Annotated in this window: 21 protein-coding genes; 11 read left to right on the forward strand and 10 right to left on the reverse strand. The window is 70.5% G+C overall.

The window, feature by feature from the left end; all coding sequences use genetic code 11:
- Positions 1-121: 121 nt before the first annotated feature.
- Complete coding sequence (locus IG04_RS0139235; RefSeq protein ID WP_030481826.1) at positions 122-934, reverse strand: SCO6745 family protein; 813 nt, start codon at positions 932-934, stop codon at positions 122-124.
- A 75-nt stretch (positions 935-1,009) separates the two neighbouring features.
- Between IG04_RS0139235 and IG04_RS0139240 the strand changes: the two genes are divergently transcribed.
- A complete protein-coding gene (locus tag IG04_RS0139240) occupies positions 1,010-1,546 on the forward strand; it encodes a DUF4240 domain-containing protein (protein ID WP_030481827.1) in 537 nt (178 codons plus the stop codon).
- Here the strand turns inward: IG04_RS0139240 and IG04_RS0139245 are convergent.
- From IG04_RS0139245 to IG04_RS0139260, 4 genes are read right to left on the reverse strand one after another with little or no spacing between them, the layout of a single operon-like run.
- Complete coding sequence (locus IG04_RS0139245) at positions 1,534-1,881, reverse strand: hypothetical protein (RefSeq protein WP_030481828.1); 348 nt, start codon at positions 1,879-1,881, stop codon at positions 1,534-1,536. The genes IG04_RS0139240 and IG04_RS0139245 overlap by 13 nt on opposite strands.
- Entirely contained in the window at positions 1,881-3,809 is a 1,929-nt protein-coding gene (locus IG04_RS0139250) for a vWA domain-containing protein (RefSeq protein WP_030481829.1), read from the reverse strand. Before IG04_RS0139250 ends, IG04_RS0139245 begins: the two co-directional genes overlap by 1 nt.
- Positions 3,806-5,197, reverse strand: coding sequence for a sigma 54-interacting transcriptional regulator (locus IG04_RS0139255; protein WP_030481830.1), 1,392 nt, complete (start codon positions 5,195-5,197; stop codon positions 3,806-3,808). The genes IG04_RS0139250 and IG04_RS0139255 overlap by 4 nt, the downstream gene beginning before the upstream one ends.
- 55 nt (positions 5,198-5,252) lie before the next feature.
- Positions 5,253-7,397: a N,N-dimethylformamidase beta subunit family domain-containing protein gene (locus IG04_RS0139260; RefSeq protein WP_051771759.1), complete on the reverse strand. Its 2,145-nt coding sequence runs from the start codon at positions 7,395-7,397 to the stop codon at positions 5,253-5,255.
- A gap of 97 nt (positions 7,398-7,494) precedes the next feature.
- Here IG04_RS0139260 and IG04_RS47440 point away from each other — a divergent pair, with 97 nt between their 5' ends.
- From IG04_RS47440 to IG04_RS0139280, 4 genes are all read left to right on the forward strand, one after another.
- Positions 7,495-7,920, forward strand: coding sequence for a YcxB family protein (locus IG04_RS47440; protein ID WP_030481832.1), 426 nt, complete (start codon positions 7,495-7,497; stop codon positions 7,918-7,920).
- Between the two features lie 60 nt (positions 7,921-7,980).
- On the forward strand, positions 7,981-8,778 hold the full coding sequence (locus tag IG04_RS0139270; RefSeq protein ID WP_030481833.1) for a hypothetical protein: 798 nt from the start codon (positions 7,981-7,983) through the stop codon (positions 8,776-8,778).
- 129 nt (positions 8,779-8,907) lie between these two features.
- Positions 8,908-10,710 (forward strand): vWA domain-containing protein, encoded by a 1,803-nt coding sequence (locus tag IG04_RS0139275; protein ID WP_030481834.1) that lies wholly within the window; start codon positions 8,908-8,910, stop codon positions 10,708-10,710.
- Complete coding sequence (locus IG04_RS0139280) at positions 10,707-12,032, forward strand: extracellular solute-binding protein (RefSeq protein ID WP_030481835.1); 1,326 nt, start codon at positions 10,707-10,709, stop codon at positions 12,030-12,032. Before IG04_RS0139275 ends, IG04_RS0139280 begins: the two co-directional genes overlap by 4 nt.
- Here the strand turns inward: IG04_RS0139280 and IG04_RS0139285 are convergent.
- From IG04_RS0139285 to fabG, 3 genes are read right to left on the reverse strand one after another with little or no spacing between them, the layout of a single operon-like run.
- Entirely contained in the window at positions 12,029-13,054 is a 1,026-nt protein-coding gene (locus tag IG04_RS0139285) for a ferrochelatase (protein WP_030481836.1), read from the reverse strand. The genes IG04_RS0139280 and IG04_RS0139285 overlap by 4 nt on opposite strands.
- Before the next feature lie 52 nt (positions 13,055-13,106).
- Entirely contained in the window at positions 13,107-13,874 is a 768-nt protein-coding gene (fabI, locus tag IG04_RS0139290; RefSeq protein ID WP_030481837.1) for an enoyl-ACP reductase FabI, read from the reverse strand.
- A 49-nt stretch (positions 13,875-13,923) separates the two neighbouring features.
- Entirely contained in the window at positions 13,924-14,628 is a 705-nt protein-coding gene (gene fabG, locus IG04_RS0139295) for a beta-ketoacyl-ACP reductase (RefSeq protein ID WP_030481838.1), read from the reverse strand.
- 108 nt (positions 14,629-14,736) lie between these two features.
- Here fabG and IG04_RS0139300 point away from each other — a divergent pair, with 108 nt between their 5' ends.
- The 6 genes from IG04_RS0139300 to IG04_RS0139325 all read left to right on the forward strand — a co-directional run bounded on the left by IG04_RS0139300 (position 14,737) and on the right by IG04_RS0139325 (position 21,277).
- On the forward strand, positions 14,737-17,319 hold the full coding sequence (locus IG04_RS0139300; protein WP_036016796.1) for an FAD-binding and (Fe-S)-binding domain-containing protein: 2,583 nt from the start codon (positions 14,737-14,739) through the stop codon (positions 17,317-17,319).
- A 28-nt stretch (positions 17,320-17,347) separates the two neighbouring features.
- A complete protein-coding gene (locus IG04_RS0139305) occupies positions 17,348-17,770 on the forward strand; it encodes a hypothetical protein (protein WP_144065786.1) in 423 nt (140 codons plus the stop codon).
- Positions 17,771-17,922: 152 nt separating this feature from the next.
- A complete protein-coding gene (locus IG04_RS0139310) occupies positions 17,923-18,582 on the forward strand; it encodes a response regulator transcription factor (RefSeq protein WP_030481841.1) in 660 nt (219 codons plus the stop codon).
- Positions 18,583-19,887 carry a sensor histidine kinase gene (locus IG04_RS0139315; protein WP_030481842.1) on the forward strand — a complete coding sequence of 435 codons (1,305 nt, stop codon included), beginning with the start codon at positions 18,583-18,585 and terminating at the stop codon, positions 19,885-19,887.
- The gene (locus IG04_RS0139320) at positions 19,884-20,747 is read left to right on the forward strand and encodes a TAXI family TRAP transporter solute-binding subunit (protein ID WP_030481843.1); all 864 of its coding nucleotides are present in this window, start codon (positions 19,884-19,886) and stop codon (positions 20,745-20,747) included. The genes IG04_RS0139315 and IG04_RS0139320 overlap by 4 nt, the downstream gene beginning before the upstream one ends.
- A complete protein-coding gene (locus IG04_RS0139325; RefSeq protein ID WP_030481844.1) occupies positions 20,744-21,277 on the forward strand; it encodes a dihydrofolate reductase family protein in 534 nt (177 codons plus the stop codon). The genes IG04_RS0139320 and IG04_RS0139325 overlap by 4 nt, the downstream gene beginning before the upstream one ends.
- Here IG04_RS0139325 and IG04_RS0139330 read toward each other — a convergent pair.
- Positions 21,262-22,227: a VWA domain-containing protein gene (locus tag IG04_RS0139330; RefSeq protein WP_030481845.1), complete on the reverse strand. Its 966-nt coding sequence runs from the start codon at positions 22,225-22,227 to the stop codon at positions 21,262-21,264. The two genes, IG04_RS0139325 and IG04_RS0139330, sit on opposite strands and share 16 nt — an antisense overlap.
- Positions 22,224-23,105, reverse strand: a complete 882-nt coding sequence (locus IG04_RS0139335) for a DUF58 domain-containing protein (RefSeq protein ID WP_084402251.1) — start codon at positions 23,103-23,105, stop codon at positions 22,224-22,226. The genes IG04_RS0139330 and IG04_RS0139335 overlap by 4 nt, the downstream gene beginning before the upstream one ends.
- Positions 23,106-23,162: the final 57 nt, after the last annotated feature.

Genomic DNA, 23,162 nt, shown 5'->3' on the forward strand with positions numbered 1-23,162 from the left:
ACAATCACCACCGCGGCCACACCGCACTCGCAGGCCAACCACCCGCCAGCCGCGTTCCTAACCTCTCCGATCAGTACACCTAGGGCCTGTATCGAAGTCTGGTTCGATGAGAGTCGCGCCACTAGCGGCGGCCGGGGACCATCCCGGCTTCGAGGACGGCCTTGCTCAGCGGCGAGGCCAGCTCGACGAACCGCTGCTTCTCCTGGTCGGACAGGACGTCGTAGGCCGGCGCGGCCATGTGGTCCGTGTCGTCCTCGATGCCCTGCCGCAGCTCGCGTCCCTTCTCCGTGAGCAGCTGGTCTTCGCCGACGAGCCCGCGCTTCCGCAGGTCCTCCAGCGTCGCCGCCCACTGCTCTTCGGACCACGCACGCGTCTTGCGCAGCACATCGGCCGGCATGTCACCCGTCGCGGCGTGCAGCACGAGCGCCTCGATGCCGGTGACGTTGTGCCGCAGCAGGGCCGCGAGGTGCCCGTCGCCGCGGAACTCACGCAGCAGCGTCTGGGCGTGGAACAGCTGCAGGCGGGGCTCGTCCGGCCACGGCAGGGCAGCGTTCGCGGCGAACAACGTGCGGCCGTGCGGCATCTCCTTGGACCGCTCGGCGGCCCGCTTCGCCAGCTCGTTGATCTCCTTGAGGTCGTCCGGCAGGACCTTGGCCAACGCCTCGTCCGCCGCCTCCCACCGCAGCTCGAGCATGCGCTGCGGCGACACCTTCTCCCACGCCTGCGGGATGCACGCCCGCACGATCGCGGGGTTGAAGTTGTAGAACGTCGCGATCACGACCTCGGCCCCGACCGCCCCCAGCGCCGCCGCCCGTGACGCGAAGTACCCGCCGGGCCGGTCGAGCCCGGCGCTCGCGTACCGCGCGTCGGCCTCGGGGGCGAAGTAGATCATTGCGTGCACGGCCTCGAGCGAACGAAACAAAGTCCTGATCATGTCTACAACCTAGAACGTCCCGGCTCGTAAGTCAGGCGCCAAAAATTGTCAGACCCCTCTGCCAAGCTCCGAGATGTGGACCCGAACACCTTCTGGAAGCTCATCGCCGACGCCCGCGCGAGCGTCTCCGACCCGTCCGACGGCCACGCCGTCGCGGCCGCCGCCGCCACCCTGCTCGCCGCCCGGCCGCCCGCCGAGATCGTGGCGGCCCAGCAGGTCCTGTGGGAGCTGCTGACGGCGTCGTACCGGAACCCGCTGTGGGGCGCGGCCTACCTGATCAACGGCGGCTGCTCGGACGACGCCTTCGACTACTTCCGCGGCTGGCTGCTGACCCAGGGCGAGGAGATCTACACGGCCACCCTCGCCGACCCCGACTCGCTGGCGGCCTTACCGGCGGTCGTGGCAGCCGCCGAGTCCGGCGACGAGTTCGAGTGCGAGGACGCCCTCTCGATCGCCTGGAACGCCCACATCAAGGCGACGGGCATGCAGCTGCCGCAGGACGCCTTCCGCATCCGCTACCCGGCCCTCGACCCGGACTGGGACTTCGACTTCGACGACAGCGCCGAACTGGCCACCCGCCTGCCGCGCCTGGCCGCGCTCTACGACCTCTGACCGACGAGCACCCCGAACGCCACGTGGTCCAGCCACTGGGGAACGCGGGGCAGAGCGCGGATCTGCGCGTTGTGCCGCCCGACGACCTCCAGGTCGAGGGCGGCGATCAGCAACCCGGCCACGGCCCCCGCCACGGCACCCCGCACTCGAAGCCGCGTCAGCACGAACATCCAGAACGCCGACACGGCGAGGTGCACCACCACGCCCTCGCGCACCCCACCGCCGACCAGCGACCCGGCAGCCCGAGTGGCACGCAGCACGTCGTCGCCCGTCACCAGCGCGTGCACGGTGGACGGCACGCCGCTCAGCACGACCGCGAGGAGGTACCGACGCATCACCGCCGCCGCCGGCGAGACCTCAGATAGTCGCTGACCACGGCCGCCCCAAGGCCTTCCTCGTCCGCCGAGACCACGCGCCCGCCACCCCGCCGGGCCACGATGTCGACGAAGGCGGCCAACCGCGGGTCATCACCCAGCTTGAACACCGAGATCGTCGCCCCGAGCCGGGCGAGCGCGTCGACCTCGTTCAGGGTCTTGGCCAGCGTCCGGGGCAGCGGCGGATAGTTGAACTCCGCGTCGCCCTCGGGTTCGAGGTGCGCGGTGGGTTCGCCGTCGGTCACGACCAGCACCACGGGCTGCGCATCGGGATGGCGACGGACATGGCGCCCGGCCAGCAACAAGGCGTGGTGCAGGTTCGTGCCCTGCTCCCACACACCCTCCAAAGCCGTCAGCTGTCCGATGTCCACGGCTTCGGCGTAGCGCCCGAACGTCACCAGTTGCAGGGCATCCGTCCGGAAACGGGTGCGCACGAGGTGATGCAACGCCAAAGCCGTGCGTTTCATCGGCACCCAACGGCCGTCCTGCACCATCGACCAGGAGGTGTCCACGCACAACGCGACGGCCGCACGGGTGCGGTGTTCGGTCTCGGACACTTCGAGGTCCACGACGTCCAGGGACATCGTGCCGGAGCGCAGCACGGAGTTGCGGAGGGTTCTTGGCACGTCCCAGGGTTCGGTGTCGCCGAACTGCCACGGGCGGGTCGAGCCGATCAACTCGCCCGCGGCGCCGGCCGAGGTGGTCTCGCGTGAGCCCTGCGACGAGCGCAGCTGGTCCACGACGCCGCGCAGAGCCGTTTCACCGAGGCGCCGCAACGCTTTCGGCGTCAGCTTCAGAGAACCGTCGGGGGCGCGTTCCACGATGTTCTGCGAGCGCAGTGCCTTTTCCAGCTCCGCGAGGCGGCGGGCGTCCACGGTGGCCGACTCGCCCAGCTGGCGTTCCAGCGCCTCCAGGTCGATGTCCTCCAGGCGGGCGCCCGGATACGACTGGGAGAGCTGCTCGGCCAGGGCGTCGAGCTCGGCGAGGTCCGACATCGCCTGCGCGCCCTCGCCCAGGCCCAGCGGGTCCTGGCCGCGGAAGCGGGCGGACGACGTCCAGTCCTCGCCCGGTCGCAGGCGCTGCAACAGGGAGTCCAGAGTGGACAGAGAGGAGCCGATGCCGCCGAAGGCCTGCTGGGACAGCGCGGACAGTTCGGCGCGCTGGGCCTCGGTCATCGAGTTCATCATGCGTTGGGCGGCGGCCGAACGGGCGGCCAGGGCGTCGATGAGCTCGTCGACGTCGCGGGGCTTCTCCGGGAAGAACTCGCCGTGCTTGCGCATGAAGTCGTCGAACATGCGCGGCGTGTCCGGTGAGCCCGACGCGTGCGCCTCCAGCAGCGAGTTGAGGTCTCGCAGCATGCGCTGGATCCGGCGCACGTCCTCCGAGTCCACGTTGGACAGTGCTTCCTTGATGCCCTGGAAGCGCTGGTCCAGCAGTTCGCGGCCGAGCAGGTCGCGGATCTGTTCGAACGCCTCGCGCGCCTCGGCGGAACGCCAGTCGTAGGAAGCGAGCTCCTGCACGGCCGCGGCGGTGCCCGGCGGCAGGGCGTCGAGCTGGGCCTCGCGGAAGCGCGCGTCGTCGGACGGGTCCGGGAACAGCGCGCGGCGCTCGGCTTCGACGGCCTTGTCGAGCAGTTGCCTGACCTCGGTCAGCGTGCCGTCCAGGCGGTGCCGGCGCTGGATCGACGCACGGCGCTGCCACAGGCGCGAGGTCAGGTCGTCGAGGCCGCGGGTGCCGTCGACGCCGCGGCGCAGCAGTTCGCGAAGGGCGGACGACGGTGAGGCGCCCTCCATGATCTCGCGGCCGAGTTCGTCCACGGCCGCGCGGAGGTCGACCGGGGGCGCCAGCGGATCGGCGCCGCCGCCCCAGCGTCCGTAGCGATACCTCATCCGTAGACCGATCGGTCGTCGTCGGAGGAGTTGTCCTTCGACAGCTGCCTCGTCAGGTACAGCGATTCCAGGGCCAGTTCCACGGCCGAGGCGATGCGGCCGACGGGGTCCTTCGGGCCGGCGCCCAGCCGTGCGGCGACCTCGTGCAGGATCGGGAGCTCGGGCAACGCGGCCAGCAGGTCACCGGCGTGCACGCGGTCTCCCGTGGCGACGGGGTGGCCGTCCGAGACGACCTCGGCCAGCGCGCGCAGGTTCAGCCCGGCCAGGCGGGCCCGCGCGGTGTCGGCGATCGAGCGGCGCAGCAGGTGGACCAGGACCTCGTCCTCGCGGCCCTCCTCCCCCGCCTCGAACTCGAGCTTGCCGCGCAGCACGTCCGGCACCGACTCCAGGTCGACCGGACGGGCGATCGGCGGCGTCTCGCCGATCAGCGCGGACCGGCGCAGTGCCGACGCCGCAACGGTTTCCGCCGCCGCGACCGCGAACCGGGCCGAGACGCCGGAGCGCTGGTCGATCGACGACGACTCGCGCAGGTGCCGGACGAACCGGGCGATGATCTCCAGCAGGTGGTCGCCCACCTCGGCGACCAGGCCTGCCTCCTGGCGGACCAGGTCGACCTCGGCCTCGATCTCCAACGGGTAGTGCGTGCGCACCTCGGCGCCGAAGCGGTCCTTCAGCGGCGTGATGATGCGGCCGCGGTTCGTGTAGTCCTCGGGGTTCGCGGTCGCCACGAGCAGCACGTCCAGCGGCAGCCGCAGCGTGTAGCCGCGGACCTGGATGTCGCGCTCCTCCATGACGTTGAGCAGCGACACCTGGATGCGTTCGGCCAGGTCAGGGAGCTCGTTGATGGCGATGATGCCGCGGTGGGCACGCGGGAGCATGCCGTAGTGGATGGTCTCCGGGTCGCCGAGCGACCGGCCTTCGGCCACCTTCACCGGGTCGACGTCGCCGACCAGGTCACCGACGGACGTGTCGGGCGTCGCGAGCTTCTCCGCGTAGCGCTCGTCGCGGTGCCGCCACGCCACCGGCAGGTCGTCGCCGAGCTCGGCAGCGCGCCTGCGCGACTCCGGCGTGATCGGGTCGAGCGGGTGTTCGCCCAGCTCGGAGCCCTCGATGACGGGCGTCCACTCGTCGAGCAACGAGACCAGGCTGCGCAACAGGCGGGTCTTGCCCTGCCCGCGCTCGCCGAGCAGGACGACGTCGTGGCCGGCGAGCAGCGCGCGTTCGAGCTGCGGGAGCACCGTGCGGTCGAAACCGACGATGCCCGGCCACGGGTTGCGTCCTTCGCGCAGGGCCGCGAGGAGGTTCTCCCTGATCTCGGTCTTGACGCCGCGCGGCAGGTGCCCGGCGGCGCGCAGTTCGCCCGCCGTGCGGGCCAGGTTCTGGGTCACGCGGACGACGCTACGCACCCGAACCTGACCCGTCGACGTGGAGCGACTCCAGCTTCTAGAGCTGGGCGGCGTTCATCGCGTTGAGCAGAATCCGCGACATCTTCGGGTCGTGGGCGAGAGCACCGTTGAAACACAGGGAACTCGCGCTGAACACCCATCCACCGTTCGGCTTCGGCAGCACGCACATCTCGGCGCCGTGCGCCTGTTCTCCATGAGCGAACTGGACGACACCGGGTGCCTCCGGGCCCGCGCCGGCCCTCGTGTCGACCTCCCAGCCGCTGGCCGCGAAGTTGTACCCGGTCTCGCCGAACCTGTCGCCGACCGCGAGCCCGGTGCCCTCCAGGAACGGGTGGTCAGCACTGACGACGTACGGGTACATCTCCATGTAGGAGTGGCTGTCGTACGCGACGCCGAGCACCTGCGACTCCGGCAGGCCCTGCTCACGCCACGTCCAGCGGTGGCCGCGCTCGTGGCGGTGCAGCACGAATCCACCGGCGGCGTCGTGTTCGACGCGCTCGTACATGCCGTTGCCACCCGTGTAGATCACACGGCCGCCGTTGGCGAGGTAGGTCTCCAGCGCCGTACGCATCTGCGGCGTCCAGTACTCGGGGTGCGTGGCGAGCACAAGCGTCTTGTACTGCGCCAGCCAGGACGGGTCGTGCAGGTCGAGGTCCTGGTAGCAGTCGTAGGAGACGTTGTTGTCCGCGAACCACTTCATCAGTAGTAGGTCGCCGTAGAACCGGACGTCGATGAAGCCGGGAGCCTCGATGTAGGCGTTCGCGAACGGCCGGCGCGTGGAGATCTGGCGCCGCCCGTAATCCGGTTCCCACGAGTACTGGAAGTGGCCGCCCCAGTGGTTGTAGGCGTTGTGCGTCAGGTACGGCAGGAGCAGCGCCACCTTCTCTCGCGGCTGCCTCGGCTTCACCACGAACGGGATGTACTGCCTCAGGCCGTGCGGGCCTTCGAGCTTCACGACGTGGAACCCGGACTTCCAGTCGTCCGGCACGGTGAAGGAGAACGACACCGGCCACGCCGGCCCGGTCGCCCGGTAGCCGGACCTGAGCAGGTGCCGCTGCCCCTGGTAGGTCTGTGGCGCCCTGACCTGCGTCGCACCGCCCTGCTCGAGCGGGCCGGTCAGCCGCAGCACGCTGGCGGTGAACTGGTCGAACGTCGTCGACACGGCGACGTCGAGGGTCTGGCCCGGGACGACCGACCAGCTCGCGTAGCCCTGCAGGTTCGCGCCCCTGGTCACGCTGAAGCCGGTGCCGACCAGCGCGCCGGAGCCGTTGGGCCAGTACACGCCGGCGGCGTCGATCGCCTTGTGGTTGGCGAGCCGGTACCAGCGCAGCTCGTGGTCGGTCTGCCGGTGGTCCTTGTTGACCCACACGGCGTAGATGACGCCGTTCTCGGCGAACCGTTCGGCACACGAGCCGAAGTCCCAGCCGGAGCCGATGGTGATGCCGTTGCCGTTGTTCGCCCACGCGCGGGGCCCGTTCGAGCCGTCGCCCGCGAGGTAGCGGAACCACTGCAGCACCGCACCGTGCCGGATGCCGTAGATCACGCCGTCCTGGTCGGCGAAGAACATGTCGTAGTCGCGCTTGCCGCTCGCGATCTTCTGCCCGGCACCGTTGTTCTCCCACGCACCGGGGCCGCTCGAGCCGTCACCGGCGACGTAGCGGAACCAGTACATGTCGCCGTGGGCGTCCACCGCGTAGAACACGCCGTCCCAGCCACCGAAGACGTAGGAGTACTGGCCGAAACCGCGGTGGATGATGTTGTTCGTGCCGGGCGCCCAGTAGCCCTCGCCGTTGGCGGGGTTCGTGAGAACCCACTTGTGCCACCACATCGTGCCGTCGCCGCAGAGGCCGAAGAGCTGCCCGCTCTGGTCCGCCAGCACGTTCGTGTGAATCTGCCAGCCGCCGCCGATCTCACGGCCGGCACCGCTGGCCCAGTCGTAGGTGCCGTTGTCGCGCCCCAGGTGCTTGAACCACTTGATGCGGCCGTCGGCGTGCAGCGTGTAGATGATCCCGTTGCCTCCGGGCACGATCTGCAGCAGCCGCTGTTCCGGATCGTCCGGGGCCACGGCGTGTGCGACCGGCTGCTGACCTGCCGCCAGCGCGACCCCGGCGAGCGCGGCCGCCGTGCCCTTCAGGACGGTCCGGCGTGCGACGGATCCCTTTTCGTCATCCCCCAGATGCATGCGGGCATCGTGCAGCACAATGCGAGGCGTTATGAGCAACTGTGTCGATTTCAGATGGGCCCCGTCACCCGCGGACTGGCGGGCCAGCCTGCGAGCGATGGTGCCGATGTTCAAGTGGGCGCCGTGGTTCGCGCTCGTGCTCGCGGTGTTCTCCATGGTGCTGCTGCTGGGCTTCGAGGACACGCTGTTCGTTGCACTCTTCGGCCTGGTGTGCGCGCTGGTCATCGGTTTCATGGAGCCGGTCGCGGTGTGGTGGCGCTTCACGTCCGACGAGATGATCAGCCGGACCGTGATGGGCAGCGCCGACGCGCGGTCGTTTCGGATGGCCGTGGGCAACGCGGTGCGCGAGGAGATCGCCTGGGAGGAACTGCCCGCCTGGACCGAGACGCGGCAGGGCTTCGTGCTGGAGACGCTGGACGAGGGCGCGGCGTCGCTGTCCGTGCCGCACCGGGCCTTCGCGTCCGATGAGGACCTGGCGTCGTTCCGGTCACTGCTCGAGGAGCACATCGGTCCGGCCAAGTAGGTGTCTCGGATCGGGCACACCGGGTGGGGCTCCCAGGGGCAGGCCACGTAATCTCGTCGGGTGTCCTGTGCAAGTGCCACGCTGGTCGTGTGGACGTCGGGCTGGCTGCACGGTCTAGCCGCCGCCGACGACGTCCTCGACGCCCTGCACACGTGGGCCGAGCAGCACGAGGTGGTGGCCGACGACGACGGCACCGCCACGGCGCTCGACCTCCCCGGTCCCGACGAGGCCCCCGTGGGCCCCGCCCTGCTGCTGGCCGCCCTGCGGCGCGCGGGTGCCACCTCCGCCCGGCTGGTGCTACCGGTACCGGGCGATGTGCGGGGCCTTGGCGGCAAGGGCACCCTCTCGACGTGCGCGCTGCGCTCCGGTGAGGCGCTTGTTGTGCCGTCCGTGCACATCGGGCTCGTGCCGAAGATCGTGGCCGACGGCGTGATGCGCTGGACGGTGTTCGACCTGCCGTCGTCCAACGGCCTCGAACACATCCCGATCGGCGAGGCCGAGCACGGCCTGGGCGCGGCACTGCGCGAGGCGACGGCCGCACTGGCGACGCTGGACGTGGCCAAGCACCGCCCGAACGTCCGCAAGGAGATCGCCGACCTCGCGGCCGAGAACTCCACGCTGCCGTGGCCGGACGCGATGCCACCGCGAGCGCTGCGGGTGCTGCAACGGGCCGCCGAGGTGGCCGCGATCGTGTCCGTGGCCAGTTCCGACGCCCCCGGCGGCGCGCTGTCGGCGTCGGCCATGACCGCTCGCACCGAGGCGCTGCGCCCGGTCTCCGAAGCCGTGCGCCGCGCACGGTGCGCGGCGGTCGACGAGGCCGTGCGTGTCCTGGCGGACAGCGGCGCGGGCCGGCACTGACATTCGTCCAGGTGTTCGGACGGCCACTGGCCCAAACGAGTGGTTCTCCATCCGCGACCCCTCCTGAGCGGGCAACTCCCCCGGAAGCGTCGGTGCTCCCGCATATGGTGCCGGTGGGGAGGACGCCGGATGGAGGACGTCGACCAGCGCCGGTCGAGCACAGCGCCCAGGTACGCGGGCGCCCTCATGCTGACCGCGGTCGCCGGGCACCTGCTGTCCGAGACGGCCACGGGAGCGCTCGCGACCTGGCAGTCGTGGGTGCTCTACGGCATCGGCGCCACGCTCCTCGTGCTGTCCGCGTCCGCGATCGACAGGCTGAACCAGCTGGTCAAACGCATCCGGTTGCGCTGGATCGTGTTCACGGCCGTGCTGGTGGCCGCGGCGGGGCTGGTGGCGGTCGCGGCGCCGCCGGTGGTCGCGTACGGCCGGGTGCTGCTGCTCGGCTGTCCACAACCGACCGAGGTGCGGGTTCTGACATCGCAGGACGCGGCGCCCGCGATCGGTGAGGTCGCGCGCAAGTTCGAGCAGCACACGGCGGCGAAGAACCACGGGTGCCGCACGGCGCGGCTCTACGTGTTCTCGGCGCCGGGCAACAGGGGTGCGATCGCGCTGCGGTCCTCGTGGTCGTCGCAGGACCTGCGGGAGATCGGGCCGCATCCGGACGTGTGGTTACCGGACTCGACCACGGAGACGAACGAGGTGGTGCGCCGCACCGGCGGCATCGGCTCGGCGGTGCGCGTCACGCCGGGCGACTCGGTCGCGTTCTCGCCCGTCGTGCTCGCGGTGCCCGCACCGATCGCGCAGGACGTCGTGTCCGGCTCTCCGGAGCGGTGGGGTGACCTGCTGACCAAGGTCGGCAGCACCGGGACCGAGATCGGCAGACCGAACCCGCTGACGGCGATCGACGGCAGGCTTGCCACGGCGGCGTTGTACGAGACGCTCGAGCCGGCCGTCGTCGAGCGCCGGGTCACGGAGGCCGACCGGCCGCAGCCGGGCGCCGCGATGATCACGACCGAACAGGTCCTGTTGCGGCACAACAAGACCAGCTGCGCGCAGAAGCCGTGCCTCACCGCGCTGTACCCGTCGGACACCTACCGCGCCGACTACCCGGTGAACCTCGTCGAGTGGGACGCGCAGGGCGTGTCGAACCTCGCCGCCCGCGCGCCGTCGAAGGCGTTCCAGGCATGGCTCGGCACGCAGGAGGGCATGACGGCGCTCAACGCCGCCGGCCTGCGTCCCGCCCGGCAGGCCGCGGGAGCCGAGTTCCGCGAGGAGCTGGGGGTGCGGGCCGGTCTGGCGCTCGACCGGGCCGAGGCGGCGCCCGGCGAGGAGGCCCAGACCGCGTTCTTCAAGAAGTACGAGCAGGCCAAGAGGGACGGCCGGGTCTGGCTCACGCTCGACGCGTCCGGGTCGATGGTCGAGCCGACAGCCACCGGGGAGAAGCGGTTCGCCGTGGCGGTCGACGGTGTCCGCAAGGCGCTCACGCAGATGGGTGTCAGGGACACGTACGGCCTGTCGGTGTTCAACAACAACGAGGTCCGGCCGCTCATCTCCCTCGGCAGGCGTGACAAGGAGGCCACGGCCGCCGCGCTGAACGCGGTGCAGCCCTCCGGTGGCACGCCGCTGCACCAGGCGATCCTCGACAGCCTCGACCGGGTCGGTGCCGACGACGCGGACCACGTGAGCGCGGTGATCGCGTTGACCGACGGCGAGGACACGACGAGCGCGCAGACCCGGCAGGACGTGGTGAACGCGGTGCGGCAGAAGGGGATCCGGGTGTTCGTGATCGCCGTCGGCGAGGCCAGCTGTGCGGCGCACGCGCTGACCTCGATCACGGACGCGGCCGGCGGTGAGTGCCGCGACTCGACCACGGACACGCTCGGCGACGACCTGGCGGCGCTGTTCCGCCGGGTGTGGGGAGGTGCCGGATGAGGTGGTTGAGGCGCACGTGGGCGGCCCTGCCGAGGCTGGGCCCGCCCGGCGTGGTGTGGGCGAACCGGTCGTGGCTCGCGATGGGCTTGGCCGTCGGCATCGTGCTGACGATCCTGTTCACCAGCGGGATCCAGCCGCTCTTCCGCGAGTCGGCCGAGTGGGAGAAGGGCAAGCTCGTCGTGCTCAGCGGCCGCGACCAGAGCGACGGCGGCCAGCGGCGCGCGTTGATCAACCAGTGGAACTCCGAACACCCCGAACAGCCCGCGGAGATCGTCGAGCTGCCGACGGAGGCGGACGGCCAGCGCAGCGAGATGGTCGCGCGGGCCAGGGAGAAGGCCGAGAACGCGGACGTCTACAACCTGGACGTCACCTGGACCGCGGAGTTCGCCCAGTCCGGTTATCTGCGTCCACTGTCCGCTGTGGACACCAGCGGGTTCCTGCGCCGTCCGCTGGAGAGCTGCCGCTACCAGGGCGTGCTGTGGGCGCTGCCGTTCAACACGGACGCGGGTCTGCTCTTCTACCGCAAGGACCTCGTGCAGGACGAACCGCTCGGCCTCGACGACATCGCCGACACCTCCACCCGCGCGCTGCGGGCGGCGCGGGACGCCCGCCTCACCGCCGGCTACGCGGGCCAGTTCCTCGACTACGAGGGCCTCACCGTGAACGCCCTGGAACTGATCTGGGCGGAGAAGGGCGACGTGGTCGACGACACCGGCAAGGTCGTGATCGACTCCGACCGCACCCGCCGCGCCCTGCGCTGGCTCGCCGACGGCCTCAAGGGCGAGAAGCCCGTGGTGCTACCCGAATCCCGCACGCAGAGCGAGGAGCTCACCACCCAGGCGTTCCGCGACGGCAAGATCGCGTTCATGCGCAACTGGCCCGTGGCCCACCGCACCCTGCAGGGCAACCGCGGCGAGTCCGCGGGCCGTCCCGGCATCGACTTCGAGGTGGCGCAGCTGCCCGGCCCGAGCGTCCTCGGCGGCCAGAACCTCGCCATCTCCGCGAAGTCCACGAAACCACGCGCCGCCCAGGCACTCATCGAGTTCCTCACCGGCCCCCGCAGCCAGCAGCTCCTCTTCGAACGAGGAGGCCTCGCCGCCACCCGCGGCATCGTCTACCAGGACAGCCGGGTCGCCACGGAGCACCCCTACGCCCGCACACTGCTGAAGGCGATCGAGGACGCCCGGTTGCGCCCGGTCACGCCGTACTACTCACGCTTCAGCGACGAGTTCCGCACCATCGTCCGTTATGCCCTCGACCACGACGGCGCCCTGCCCGGCAACGCCGAGGAGTCGCTGACCGCAGCCTTACAGGGCCGCTAAGCGCGGGCAGGCCTGTTCGCCGGTTCGCAGCACAGCGGCGCACAAGGCGCACCGTTCACCGTGCATCCCGCCACCACGAACGACGACAACTTCCGCACCGGAGCGCCGGAAGTGTGCTCAGCGACCAGTTCGGTCACGAGCTCGGCGAAGCGCGGGTCCCCGTTCGGCGTGGCGGCGCGGGCGAACTCCATCCCGAGCTCCAGAGCGCGGTCGCGGGCCTCGGTGTCGAGGTCCCACACCACTTCGAGGTGGTCGGACACGAACCCGATCGGGCACACCACGACCCCGGTGACCCCCTTGGCGTGCAGGGCGTCGATGTGGTCGACGACGTCCGGCTCGAGCCACGGGATCTGCGGCGGGCCGGACCGCGACTGCCACACGACGTCGTACTCGGTGATGCCCAGTTCCGCGGCCACGAGCCGGGAGGCCTCGACGATCTGGCGCGAGTAGCGGTAGCCGCCTTCCGCGGGCGGTCCGGCGGCCTTGTCGGCGGACACCGGCACCGAGTGCGCGGTGAACACCAGGCGGTACGGGCCGGACAGGGTCGCGGCGGCGGCGCGCACTCCGTCGGCGAACGAGGAGATGAAGAGCGGGTGGTCGAAGAACTGGCGCAGCTTCACGAGTTCGGGGCCGTCGGGCACGGCCTGCAGCGCGCGCACGATGTCCTCGTCGTACTGCCGGCACGCGGAGTAGCCGCCGTACGCGCTCGTCGGGAACACCAACGCCCTGCGCACGCCGTCGGCCTTCATCTGCGCCACGGCGTCCTCGGCCATCGGGTGCCAGTTGCGGTTGCCGAAGTAGATCGGCAGCTCGAAGCCACGGGCCCGCACGGCGTCGATGGCCTCGAGGTTCAGGCGGTTGATCGGCGAGACGCCGCCGAAGTGCTGGTAGTGGGCCTCGACCTCGTCCAGCCGCTCCGGCGGCACGCCACGTCCGCGAACCACGTTCTCGAGGAAGGGACGGACGTCCTCAGGACCTTCCGGGCCGCCGAACGACAGCCAGAGCAGCGCATCGAAACTCACCACTCCATCCAATCAGACGCCCGAACGCCTCACATGACGAACGGATGTGACCTCAGAGACCGAGGAAGTGCACGCCGCCGTCGACGAACACCATCGAGCCCGTGGTGGCCGGGAACCAGTCGGAGAGCAGGCCGCAGACGGACTTCGCGACCGGCGTGGGGTCGTCGACGTCCCAGCTCAGCGGAGCTTTCTCGCCCCACATCTTCTCCAGCTCGCCGAAGCCCGGGATGGACTTCGCGGCCATGGTGCGGACCGGGCCGGCGGAGATCAGGTTCACGCGGATGCCGTCCGGGCCGAGGTCGCGCGCCATGTAGCGGTTGATCGACTCGAACGCCGCCTTCGCCGCGCCCATCCAGTTGTAGGCGGGCCATGCCTGGCGGGCGTCGAAGTCGAGGCCGACGACCGACGAGCCGTGCGACAGCAACGGGCGGGTGGCCTGCACGAGCGCCTTGTACGAGTACGCGGAGACGTGCATCGCGACCGAGACGTCCTCCCACGGCGCGTCCATGAACGGGGCGCCGAGGCAGCTCTGCGGGGCGAAGCCGATGGCGTGCACGACGCCGTCGAGACCGTCGACGTGCTCACGCACCCGGTCGGCGAGCGTGTCGAGGTGCTCCTGGTTCTGCACGTCGAGCTCGACGACCGGCGCGGGCTTGGGCAGACGCTGCGCGATGCGCGTCACGAGGCTCATCCGGCCGAACCCGGTCAGCACGACCTCGGCGCCCTGCTCCTGGGCGACGCGTGCGACGTGGAAGGCGATCGACGCGTCGGTGATCACACCCGTGATCAGCAGTCGCTTGCCTTCGAGCAGTCCGGTCACTTGATCCAACCCTTTCGCAGTACGGGAAACCAGCCGTGGTTCGAGAAAGTCAGTGGCCCATGCCGAGGCCGCCGTCGACGGGCAGCACGGCACCGTTGATGTAGCCCGACTCGGTCGCCGCGAGGAACGTGACGGCGCGCGCGATCTCGTCGGCCGCACCGTAACGGCCGGCCGGGATCTGCTTGAGCGCTGCCTCGCGGACGGCCTCGGGCAGCTCCGCGGTCATGTCCGTGGTGATGAAGCCGGGGGCGATGACGTTCGCGGTGATGTTGCGCGAGCCGAGCTCCAGCGCGATCGAGCGCGCCATGCCGACCATGCCGGCCTTGGAGGCGGCGTAGTTCACCTGGCCGGCGCCACCGGTCAGGCCCACGACGGACGAGATGAAGACGATGCGGCCGAACTTCTTGCGCAGCATGCCGCGGGAGGCGCGCTGGGCGAAGCGGAACGCGCCGGTCAGGTTCGCGTCGACGACCTGGGTGAACTGCTCCTCGCTCATGCGCAGCAGCAGGGTGTCCTGCGTCATGCCCGCGTTGCAGACGAGCACCTCGACGGGACCGTGCGCGGCTTCGACCTCGGTGAACGCGGCGTCGATCTCCGCAGAGTTCGTCACGTCGCACTTCACGCCGAGCAGACCTTCGGGAGCGCCGGACCCGCGGTGCGTCACCGCGACCTTGTCGCCCTGCGCCGCGAACGCCTGCGCGATCGCGAGGCCGATGCCGCGGTTGCCTCCGGTGACCAGAACGGACCGACTCACTAGCTCTCCTGAGAATCGCTGCTGGTTGACCGGGTGAGGTTATCGGCTACCGGCAGGTAGTCCGGCATCGGCGGAGCCATGTCACATCCATCCGGGCATGATCGGGTGATGCGGGCCTTTCTGGATCAGCTCCGGCGCCAGGTGGACGGTGACGTCCTCGACGACCCGGCGAGCCGGGCCCTGTACTCGGCCGACGCGTCGAACTACCGGCACGTGCCGCGGGTGGTCGTCCGTCCACGCACGACGGACGCCGTGGTGACGGCCGTCGCGATCGCGGCGGAGCACGGCGTGCCGATCACCAGCCGGGGCGCGGGAACGTCCATCGCGGGCAACGCGTGCGGTACCGGCCTGGTGATCGACTTCAGCCGGTATCTGAACGCGTTCGAGATCTCCGGCGACCGGGCGCTGGTCCAGCCGGGAGCGGTGCTCGACAAGATCAACGCCCAGGCCGGCGACTACCTGTTCGGCCCCGATCCGTCGACTCACTCGCGCTGCACGATCGGCGGGATGATCGGTAACAACGCGTGCGGCGCACACTCGGTGAAGTGGGGCAAGACCAGCGAGAACGTCACGAACCTGAGCGTCCTCACCGTCGATGGCCGCACGTTCGACACCACGAACCCGCCGGAACTGGCCCTGCCCGCTCACGACCCGGCGTGGTTTCCCCAGCTCAGCCGCCGCGTCAGCGGGTACGCGCTGGACGCCCCGACGCTGACGCAGCAGCTCGTCGGCACCGAGGGCACCTGTGTCGTGCTGCTGGGCGCGGAACTGAAGCTGGTCCGCAGGCCGGAACGCCGCGTCCTGGTCGTGCTCGGGTTCGCGGACACCTACGAAGCCGCCGACCAGGTCACCCAGATCGAGGACGCGCTCGCGATCGAAGGCCTGAACGAGGCGCTGGTGCACAGTGTCCGTACCCGCCCCGACCTGCCGGAAGGCCGCAGCTGGCTGTTCGTCGAGGTCGAGGACCACCCGGAGCGGGTCGCCCGGATCACCAGGAACTCGATGATCATCCACGACCCGGTGCACCAGCGTGCGCTGTGGCGGATCCGCGAGGACGGCGCCGGGCTCGCCACCCGCATGGCCGACGGCAGCGAGGCGTGGTCGGGCTGGGAGGACGCGGCCGTCCCGCCGGAGCGGCTCGGCACCTACCTGCGCGAGTTCGACCAGCTGCTGACCAGGTACGGACGGCGCGGCATCACCTACGGCCACTACGGCGAGGGGTGCCTGCACGTCCGCATCGACTTCGACCTGGCCCACGGGTACCGCGAGTTCCTGCAGGACGCGGCCGACCTGGTCGTCAGCCACGGCGGCAGCCTGTCCGGCGAGCACGGCGACGGCCAGGCGCGGTCCGAGCTGCTCGGCCGGATGTACCCGCCCGCGGCGATCAGGGCGTTCGGTGAGTTCAAGCGCGCGTTCGACCCGCGGAACCTGCTCAACCCCGGCCGGATCGTGGAGCCGCTGAAGCTCGACGACGACCTGCGGGTCCTCGTCGCACCACCGAAGATCCCGACACGTGCGGAGTTCGCGAGCGACACGCGCAGGTGCGTCGGTGTCGGCAAGTGCCTGAACACCCAGGGCGGCGTCATGTGCCCGAGCTACCGCGTCACCAAGGAGGAAAAGCACTCCACGCGAGGCCGCGCGCACCTGCTGTTCGAGATGCTCAACGGCGACGTGATCAAGGACGGCTGGCGCTCGGCCGAGGTCGCCGAGGCGCTGGACCTCTGCCTGGGGTGCAAGGGCTGTAAGCGCGACTGTCCGGTCGACGTCGACATGGCGAGCTACAAGGCCGAGTTCCTGCACGAGCACTACAAGGGCCGGATCAGGCCGCGTGCGCACTACGCCATGGGATGGCTGCCGACGTGGCTGAAGTACGGCCTGGTCAACAGGTTCACGGCCCGCCTCGGCCGGTTCGCGGGCATCACGCCGGAACGCGAGCTGCCGCGCCAGACCACTCCCCTGGTCCGCCAGCTCCACCCGCTCGGCAAGGGCGATCCGGTACTGCTGTTCCCCGACACGTTCACGAACTTCTTCGAGCCCGGCATCGGCCTCGACGCCGCGAACGTGCTGGCACATCTGGGAAACCACGTCGAGGTGCCGTCCGCGAACGTCTGTTGTGGACTGACCTGGCACTCGACCGGCCAGCTCGGCAAGGCGCGCCGGGTGGTCGAAAGCACCGCGCGGGCGCTGCTGCCGTGGACGAGCCGGGGCGTTCCGGTGATCGGCCTGGAACCGAGCTGCACGGCGTTCCTCCGCGTGGAGGCACCGAAGCTGTCCGACGAACCCGCCGTACAAGCGCTTGCGCAGGCCACCCGGACCTTCGCCGAGCACGTCGCGCCGATGCTGCCCGAGGTGGAGGGCACCCGCGAGGCCGTCGTGCAGACCCACTGCCACCAGTACGCGGAACTCGGCTTCGACTCGGACCGCGAGGCCATGGCCAGGGCGGGTCTCCAGCCGAAGGTCGTCGAGGGCTGCTGCGGCCTGGCCGGCAACTTCGGTTTCGAACAGGGCCACTACGACGTCTCGATCGCGTGCGCCGAGCAGGACCTCCTGCCGGCGTTGCGGGACAACGAGGACGCGCTGGTGATCGCGGACGGCTTCAGCTGCCGCACGCAGATCCGCCACACCACCGAACGCGAACCGGTCCACCTGGCCAGCGCGCTGGCGGCCCGCCTGGGTGTGATTAACCGCTGACTAACCGGGCACGACCAGTGTCGTGCACATGCAGAAGAGGATTGGTGCCGCGGTGCTGGCGGCCGCGGCGATCGCCATGACGTTCACCGGCGTGGCGCAGGCCGAAACGAACCCGAAGTGTTCCAGCGGCGTCACGCAGATGGGCGCCACCAAGTATCTCAAGCACGGCACCGAGACCGTGGCGTCGCTCAAGCAGTTCAAGGGCTGCAACAAGAACTGGGCGTACGTCTACGTCTGGGACTCGTGGATGGCCAAGCATGGGACCAACCACATCCGCGCCGGCATCTGGACGCGCACGAGTGATGGCGCGGTCGACTACGCAGGTCACGACGGCAGCAGGCAGGAACTGTGGTCCAACGGTGCGAACACGCTGAGCGTGTGCACCTACGCGGCCGGCAGTGTGTTCGGTTCCGGCTACAACGCCTCTGGTTCGACCGCGGAACGCTGCTAGGAGCGGAAGGCGGAGGGCGGTCGCCGCAGGACCGCCCTCCGCGTGGCTCGCGACGGCACCGCAGCCGTCACAACCTGAGCGGAACCTTCTTTACAGTCACTTAGGCGCGTCGACACACCCCGGAAACGACCTTCTGGGGCGATACTGCTCAAATGCGGGTACTGCTGGTCGAAGACGACGACGGTGTCGCGAACGCCCTGGTGGAGGCATTGCGGGCGAACGGGCACCGGCCTTCCCGCGTGCGCAGGGGCTCCGACGCCCTGATCGCCCACCGCGACGCGGACGTCGTGCTGCTCGACCTGGGCCTGCCCGACCAGGACGGCCTGGAGGTGCTGCGCAAGCTCCGCAAGATCGACCCGGTGCCGGTGCTCGTGCTGACGGCGCGCGGTGACGAACGCACGGTGGTGCGCGGGCTACGGCTCGGCGCGGACGACTACCTGGTGAAGCCGGTGCGGCTGGCCGAGTTGCTGGCGCGCATCGACGCGGTGGCGCGGCGCAGCGCGGCCCGGTCGCAGGAACCGGGCGAGCTCGTGCGGGTGTCCGATGTGGAGATCGACCTGAAGAGCCGTCAGGTCGTGGTCGGCGGGCGCGAGATCTCGTTGACCACCAAGGAGTTCGACGTGCTCGCAGTGCTGGCGCGCCGGCCCGGCACGGCGGTGAGCCGGCAGCAGCTGATGGACGAGGTGTGGGGCAACGCCTTCGTGGCGGTGTCGCGCACGCTCGACGTCCACCTCACGCAGTTGCGCGCCAAGCTCGACCGGCCGGGGCTGCTGCACACGATCCGCGGTTTCGGCTACCGGCTCGGTGAATAGATGCGGCGACGGCTTCTGTTGGTGCTGCTGCTGTTCTCGCTCTCGGCCGTCACGGCGTTCGCCTTCCCGTTGCTGATGAGCACGGCCTCGGAACGCACCCAGCAGTTCGTGATCAGCCGCACCGCCGACCTGGACCGCTTCGCCACGCTGCCGGTCGACGTCGTCGTGTCCGAGGCGGAACGTTATGCCGAGGTCTACGGCGAGGAGATAGTGGTCGTCGACGCGTCCGGCACGCCCGTCGTCGAGTCGGGCATGACGGCGCAGGACGTGTCCGCGCAGATCGACGCCGCGCTGCGCAACCAGCCCGCCGCGTCCGTGCCGACGGTGCTGCCGTGGAGCGGCGGGGACGTCCTGTTCGCCCGGCCCGTCGGCATCGGCACGAAGGTCGCGGGCGCCGTGGTGTTGCGGGCCTCCACGCGCGTGGCCGCTCTGGACGTGGCACGGCGGTGGGCCCTGGTGCTGGCCGGAGCGTTGCTGGCGGCGTGCGCGTGCGTGCTGCTGGCGCTCGTCGTGTCCCGCTGGCTGCTGCGGCCTCTCAAAGAACTGGATCGGGGCGTCCGCGCGGTCGCGGAAGGGCAACGGCGCACCCACGTCGCCGACACCGCCGGCCCGGCCGAACTGAGGGCGTTGTCGGAGTCGTTCAACCGCATGTCCGACGCCGTCGCCGAGGCCGCCGACCAGCAACGACGGTTGATCGCCGACGCCTCGCACCAGCTGCGCAACCCCATGGCCGCACTCCGGTTGCGCGTCGACATGCTGCCGTCCAACGGCTCGCTGCTGACCGAGGTCGAACGCCTCGAATCGTTGCTGGACGGGCTCCTGGCGCTGGCCTCCGCCGAGAGCACCGCCACCGAACGCGCCGCGGGCGGCATCGAACCCGAACTCGCCGACCTCCAGGTCGTGGCGCACGACCGCGTCGACGCCTGGCGCGCGGCGGCCCAGGCCGACGGCGTCACGATCACCGTCGACGACCGCGCGCCCGGACTCGTGCGGTGCGCGGTGTCGGACCTCGCGCAGGTGCTGGACGTGTTGCTGGACAACGCCATCAAGTACGGCGGAACCGAGGTCACCGTGATCTGCGACCGCGCCACCCTGACCGTCCGGGACAACGGCCCGGGCTTGTCCAAAAAGGACATAGAGCGCGCCACCGAACGGTTCTGGCGCGGCGACGACTCCCGGCGCGGCACCGGCCTGGGCCTGGCCATCGCGGAACGCATCGTCACCGCGCACGACGGAAACCTGCGGCTGCGCACCGACAAGGGCCTCGTCGTGACGGTGGAACTGCCGAAGGAGCCACTGCTGTGAGGCGCCGGACGTTCCTGCTAGGGACACTCGCTCTCACCGCGTGCGGAACCAGCGAACCCGACGGCACGATCAGGATCGCGGGAGGCGAGCCCGGCGGCTTCTACAACGACTTCGCCGGGCTGTTCTCCCGCCTGGCGCCCAGCCCGCTGACCATCACCCCGATCGAGACCGGCGGCAGCGCGGACAACCTGAAGCACCTCCGCGAGGGCGGCGCCGACATCGGCCTCTCCCTCAGCGACAGCGCCCACATGGAACCCGGCCTGGTCGCTCTCGGCCGCGTCTACGAGAACTACCTGCAGCTCGTGGTCCTGCAGTCCTCGCCGTACACGACAGCGGCCGACCTGATCGGCAGGCCGGTGTCGCTGGGCGCGGACGGCTCCGGCGCCGCCCTGCAGGGCTCCAGACTCGCGCTGGGCGTGCGGGAGGAGCACTACCCGTTGCGCAACGCCGTCGACGCCCTCAAAGCCGGCGAGATCGCCGCCCTGCTGTGGTCCGGCGGCGTCCCAACCCCGGAACTCGACAAGGCCAGCGGCATCAGACTGCTGCCGCTCGACCGCTTCCTCCCGAGGCTGCGCCAGGACTACGGCAAGGTCTACGAACGCGTGGACGTCCGCATGGGCGTCTACGGCTCCCCCGTCGACATCCCCACGATCGGCACGCCCAACCTGCTGGTGTGCCGCCCCGATCTGAGCACCGAGTACGCGGGCGCCGTCGTGCGGCTGCTCGTGGGCAGGGCGGCCGAGCTCGTGCCGGAGCAGGCACTCGGCACCCAGTACCTCGACGTGCGCAGTCTCATCGACACGGGCAAAGTGCCCCTGCACCCAGGTGCGGCAGCGGAATACCGGAGGCTCCACGGATGATCATCACGATGGCGTCGGTCTCGCTGGACGGGTTCATGGAAGGCCCCGGCCACGACATCAGCTGGCACGTCGTCGACGACGAGCTGCACGAGCACTTCAACACCGGGCTCGCGCGGATGAGCAGGTTCATCGACGGTCGCCGCAACCACGAGACGATGCTCGAAGCGTGGCCGCACACCGACGACCACCCCGAGTGGCCGCAGCCGATGCACGACTTCGGCCGGATCTGGCGGGACATGCCCAAGATCGTCTACTCGCGGACGCTCGACACCACCGAGTGGAACACCACGGTGAAGCGCGAGGTCGTGCCGGACGAGATCAGGGCGCTGCCCGGCGACAGCATGGTCGGCGGCGCGCAGCTGGTCGGCTCGTTCTTCGAGCACGACCTGATCGACGAGGTCCGGCTCTACCTGAACCCGGTCGCGATCGGCGAGGGCACGCCGTTCTTCAAGAAGCCGATCGCCCTGGCACTCAAGAGCACCAGGGCGTTCGGGGCAGGTGTGGTCGAACTGATCTACGGGAGGCGTTGACCGAGCAGCAAAGCGGCGGCGGCCGCGAACATCGCCGTCATCGTGCCGAGCAACAGCCACGGCTTCGACGCGTCCGCCTGCTTCTTCTCGTAGCCGATCTGCTCGCCGAGCGTGTCGTAGACGCGCCGCAGTTCCTCGGCGGAGGCGGCCTTGAAGAACTCGCCTCCGGAGATCTTCGCGATCTCCTTCATCGAGTCGTCGTCGACGGGCACGGACTGCTGCCGCCCCTCGATGTCGACCACGCCGTCCTCGGTGCCGAACGAGATCGTGGAGATCGGGGTCCCGGCCTTCTTCGCGTCCTCGGCCGCGTCGAACGCCTTGCGGGTGCCGACGGTCTCCTTGCCGTCCGTCATCAGCACGATGCGGGCGGGCGGCGGGCCCTCGGCGCCGCCGACGACCTTGCCGAACGAGTCGATCGACGCCATCGCGGCCACCAGTGCGTCACCGGTCGCGGTCGACTGGGCGAGCTTGAGCCCGTCGATCGACTGCGTGACGGCGGCGCGGTCGGTGGTCGGCGCGACCAGCACGGTGGCCGAGCCGGCGAACGAGATGAGGCCGAGGTTGATGCCCGGCGTGAGGCCCTCGGCGAACGACTTGGCGGCCACCTGCGCGGCCTCCAGCCTCGACGGCTTCACGTCGGTGGCCTTCATCGACAGCGACACGTCGACCACGAGCATCACGGTCGCCCGGTTGCGCGGCACCCGTTGCTCGGACGTCGGACCGGCCAGCGCGACCGTCAGCAACGCCAGTGCGGCCAGCAGGAACGCCCCCGGGACGTGGCGCGACCAGCGTTCCCGCTTGGGCGCGACCTTCTCCAGCAGTTCCAGGTTCGTGAACCGCAACACCCGCTTGCGGCGGATCCGTTGCGCCACCACGTATCCGGCGGTGAGCAGCGCCACGACGAGCAGCAGCAGGAACCACCACGGGGCGACGAAGTTCGAGAAGCTCACGCGACACCCCCAGACCAGCGGCGCTTGCGCGCCACCACGAAACGAACCGTGTCGGCGATCCAGTCCGAGTCGGTCCGCAGCACCAGGTGCCCGGCGCCCGCGCGCCGCAGCCCCGCCGCCACATCGGCCCGGTGTTCCGCGGCCGCGGCGTTGAACTCCTTGCGCAGCAACGCGGACGCGGTCACCTCGCGCTGCCGCCCGCTTTCGGGGTCGGACAGCACGACGGTGCCGACCTCGGGCAGGTCGACGTCACGCGGGTCGACGATCTCGATGGCCACGATGTCGTGGCGCGCGGACAGAGCGCGCAACGGCCGTTGCCACTCCATCTCGCCGAGGAAGTCGGAGATCACCACGATCAGGCCGCGCCGGCGCGGCGGGCGGCGCAGTTGTTCGAGCAACGCGGCCAGGTCTCCGCGGGTGCCCTCGGGCGCCCGCTCGATCTCGGCGATCTTGCGGATCATGCCGCGCGCGTGGGCCAGGCCGCCGCGCGCCGGGATGCGGACGTTGTCCGCGCCCGTCGAGACCGCGGCGCCGATCCGGTTGCCGCCGCCTCGCGTCAGGTGGGCGACCGCGGCCGACGCGGCGATGGCGAGATCACGCTTCTCGCACGCGGCGGTGCCGAAGTCGAGCGACGGCGACAGGTCGATCGCCAGCCACGTCTCCAGCTCGCGGTCGGCGACCGTCTCGCGGATGTGCGGGACCGTCGTGCGGGCCGTGACCGCCCAGTCCATCCGGCGCACGTCGTCGCCGGGCTGGTAGGTGCGGGCCTCGCCCGGTTCGGAGCCCGGCCCCGGCACGAGGCCGAGGTGGTTGCCCTGCAGCAGGCCGTCGAGACGGCGCCGGACTTCGAGCTCCAGCATGCGCAGCGCGGCTTCCATCTTGACGCCGCGCAGGACGGGCGGCGCCCAGGACGGGCGCTCCTCCTCGGCCTTGTC

Source organism: Lentzea albidocapillata (assembly GCF_000719115.1).
Classification (GTDB): Bacteria; Actinomycetota; Actinomycetes; order Mycobacteriales; family Pseudonocardiaceae; genus Lentzea; species Lentzea albidocapillata.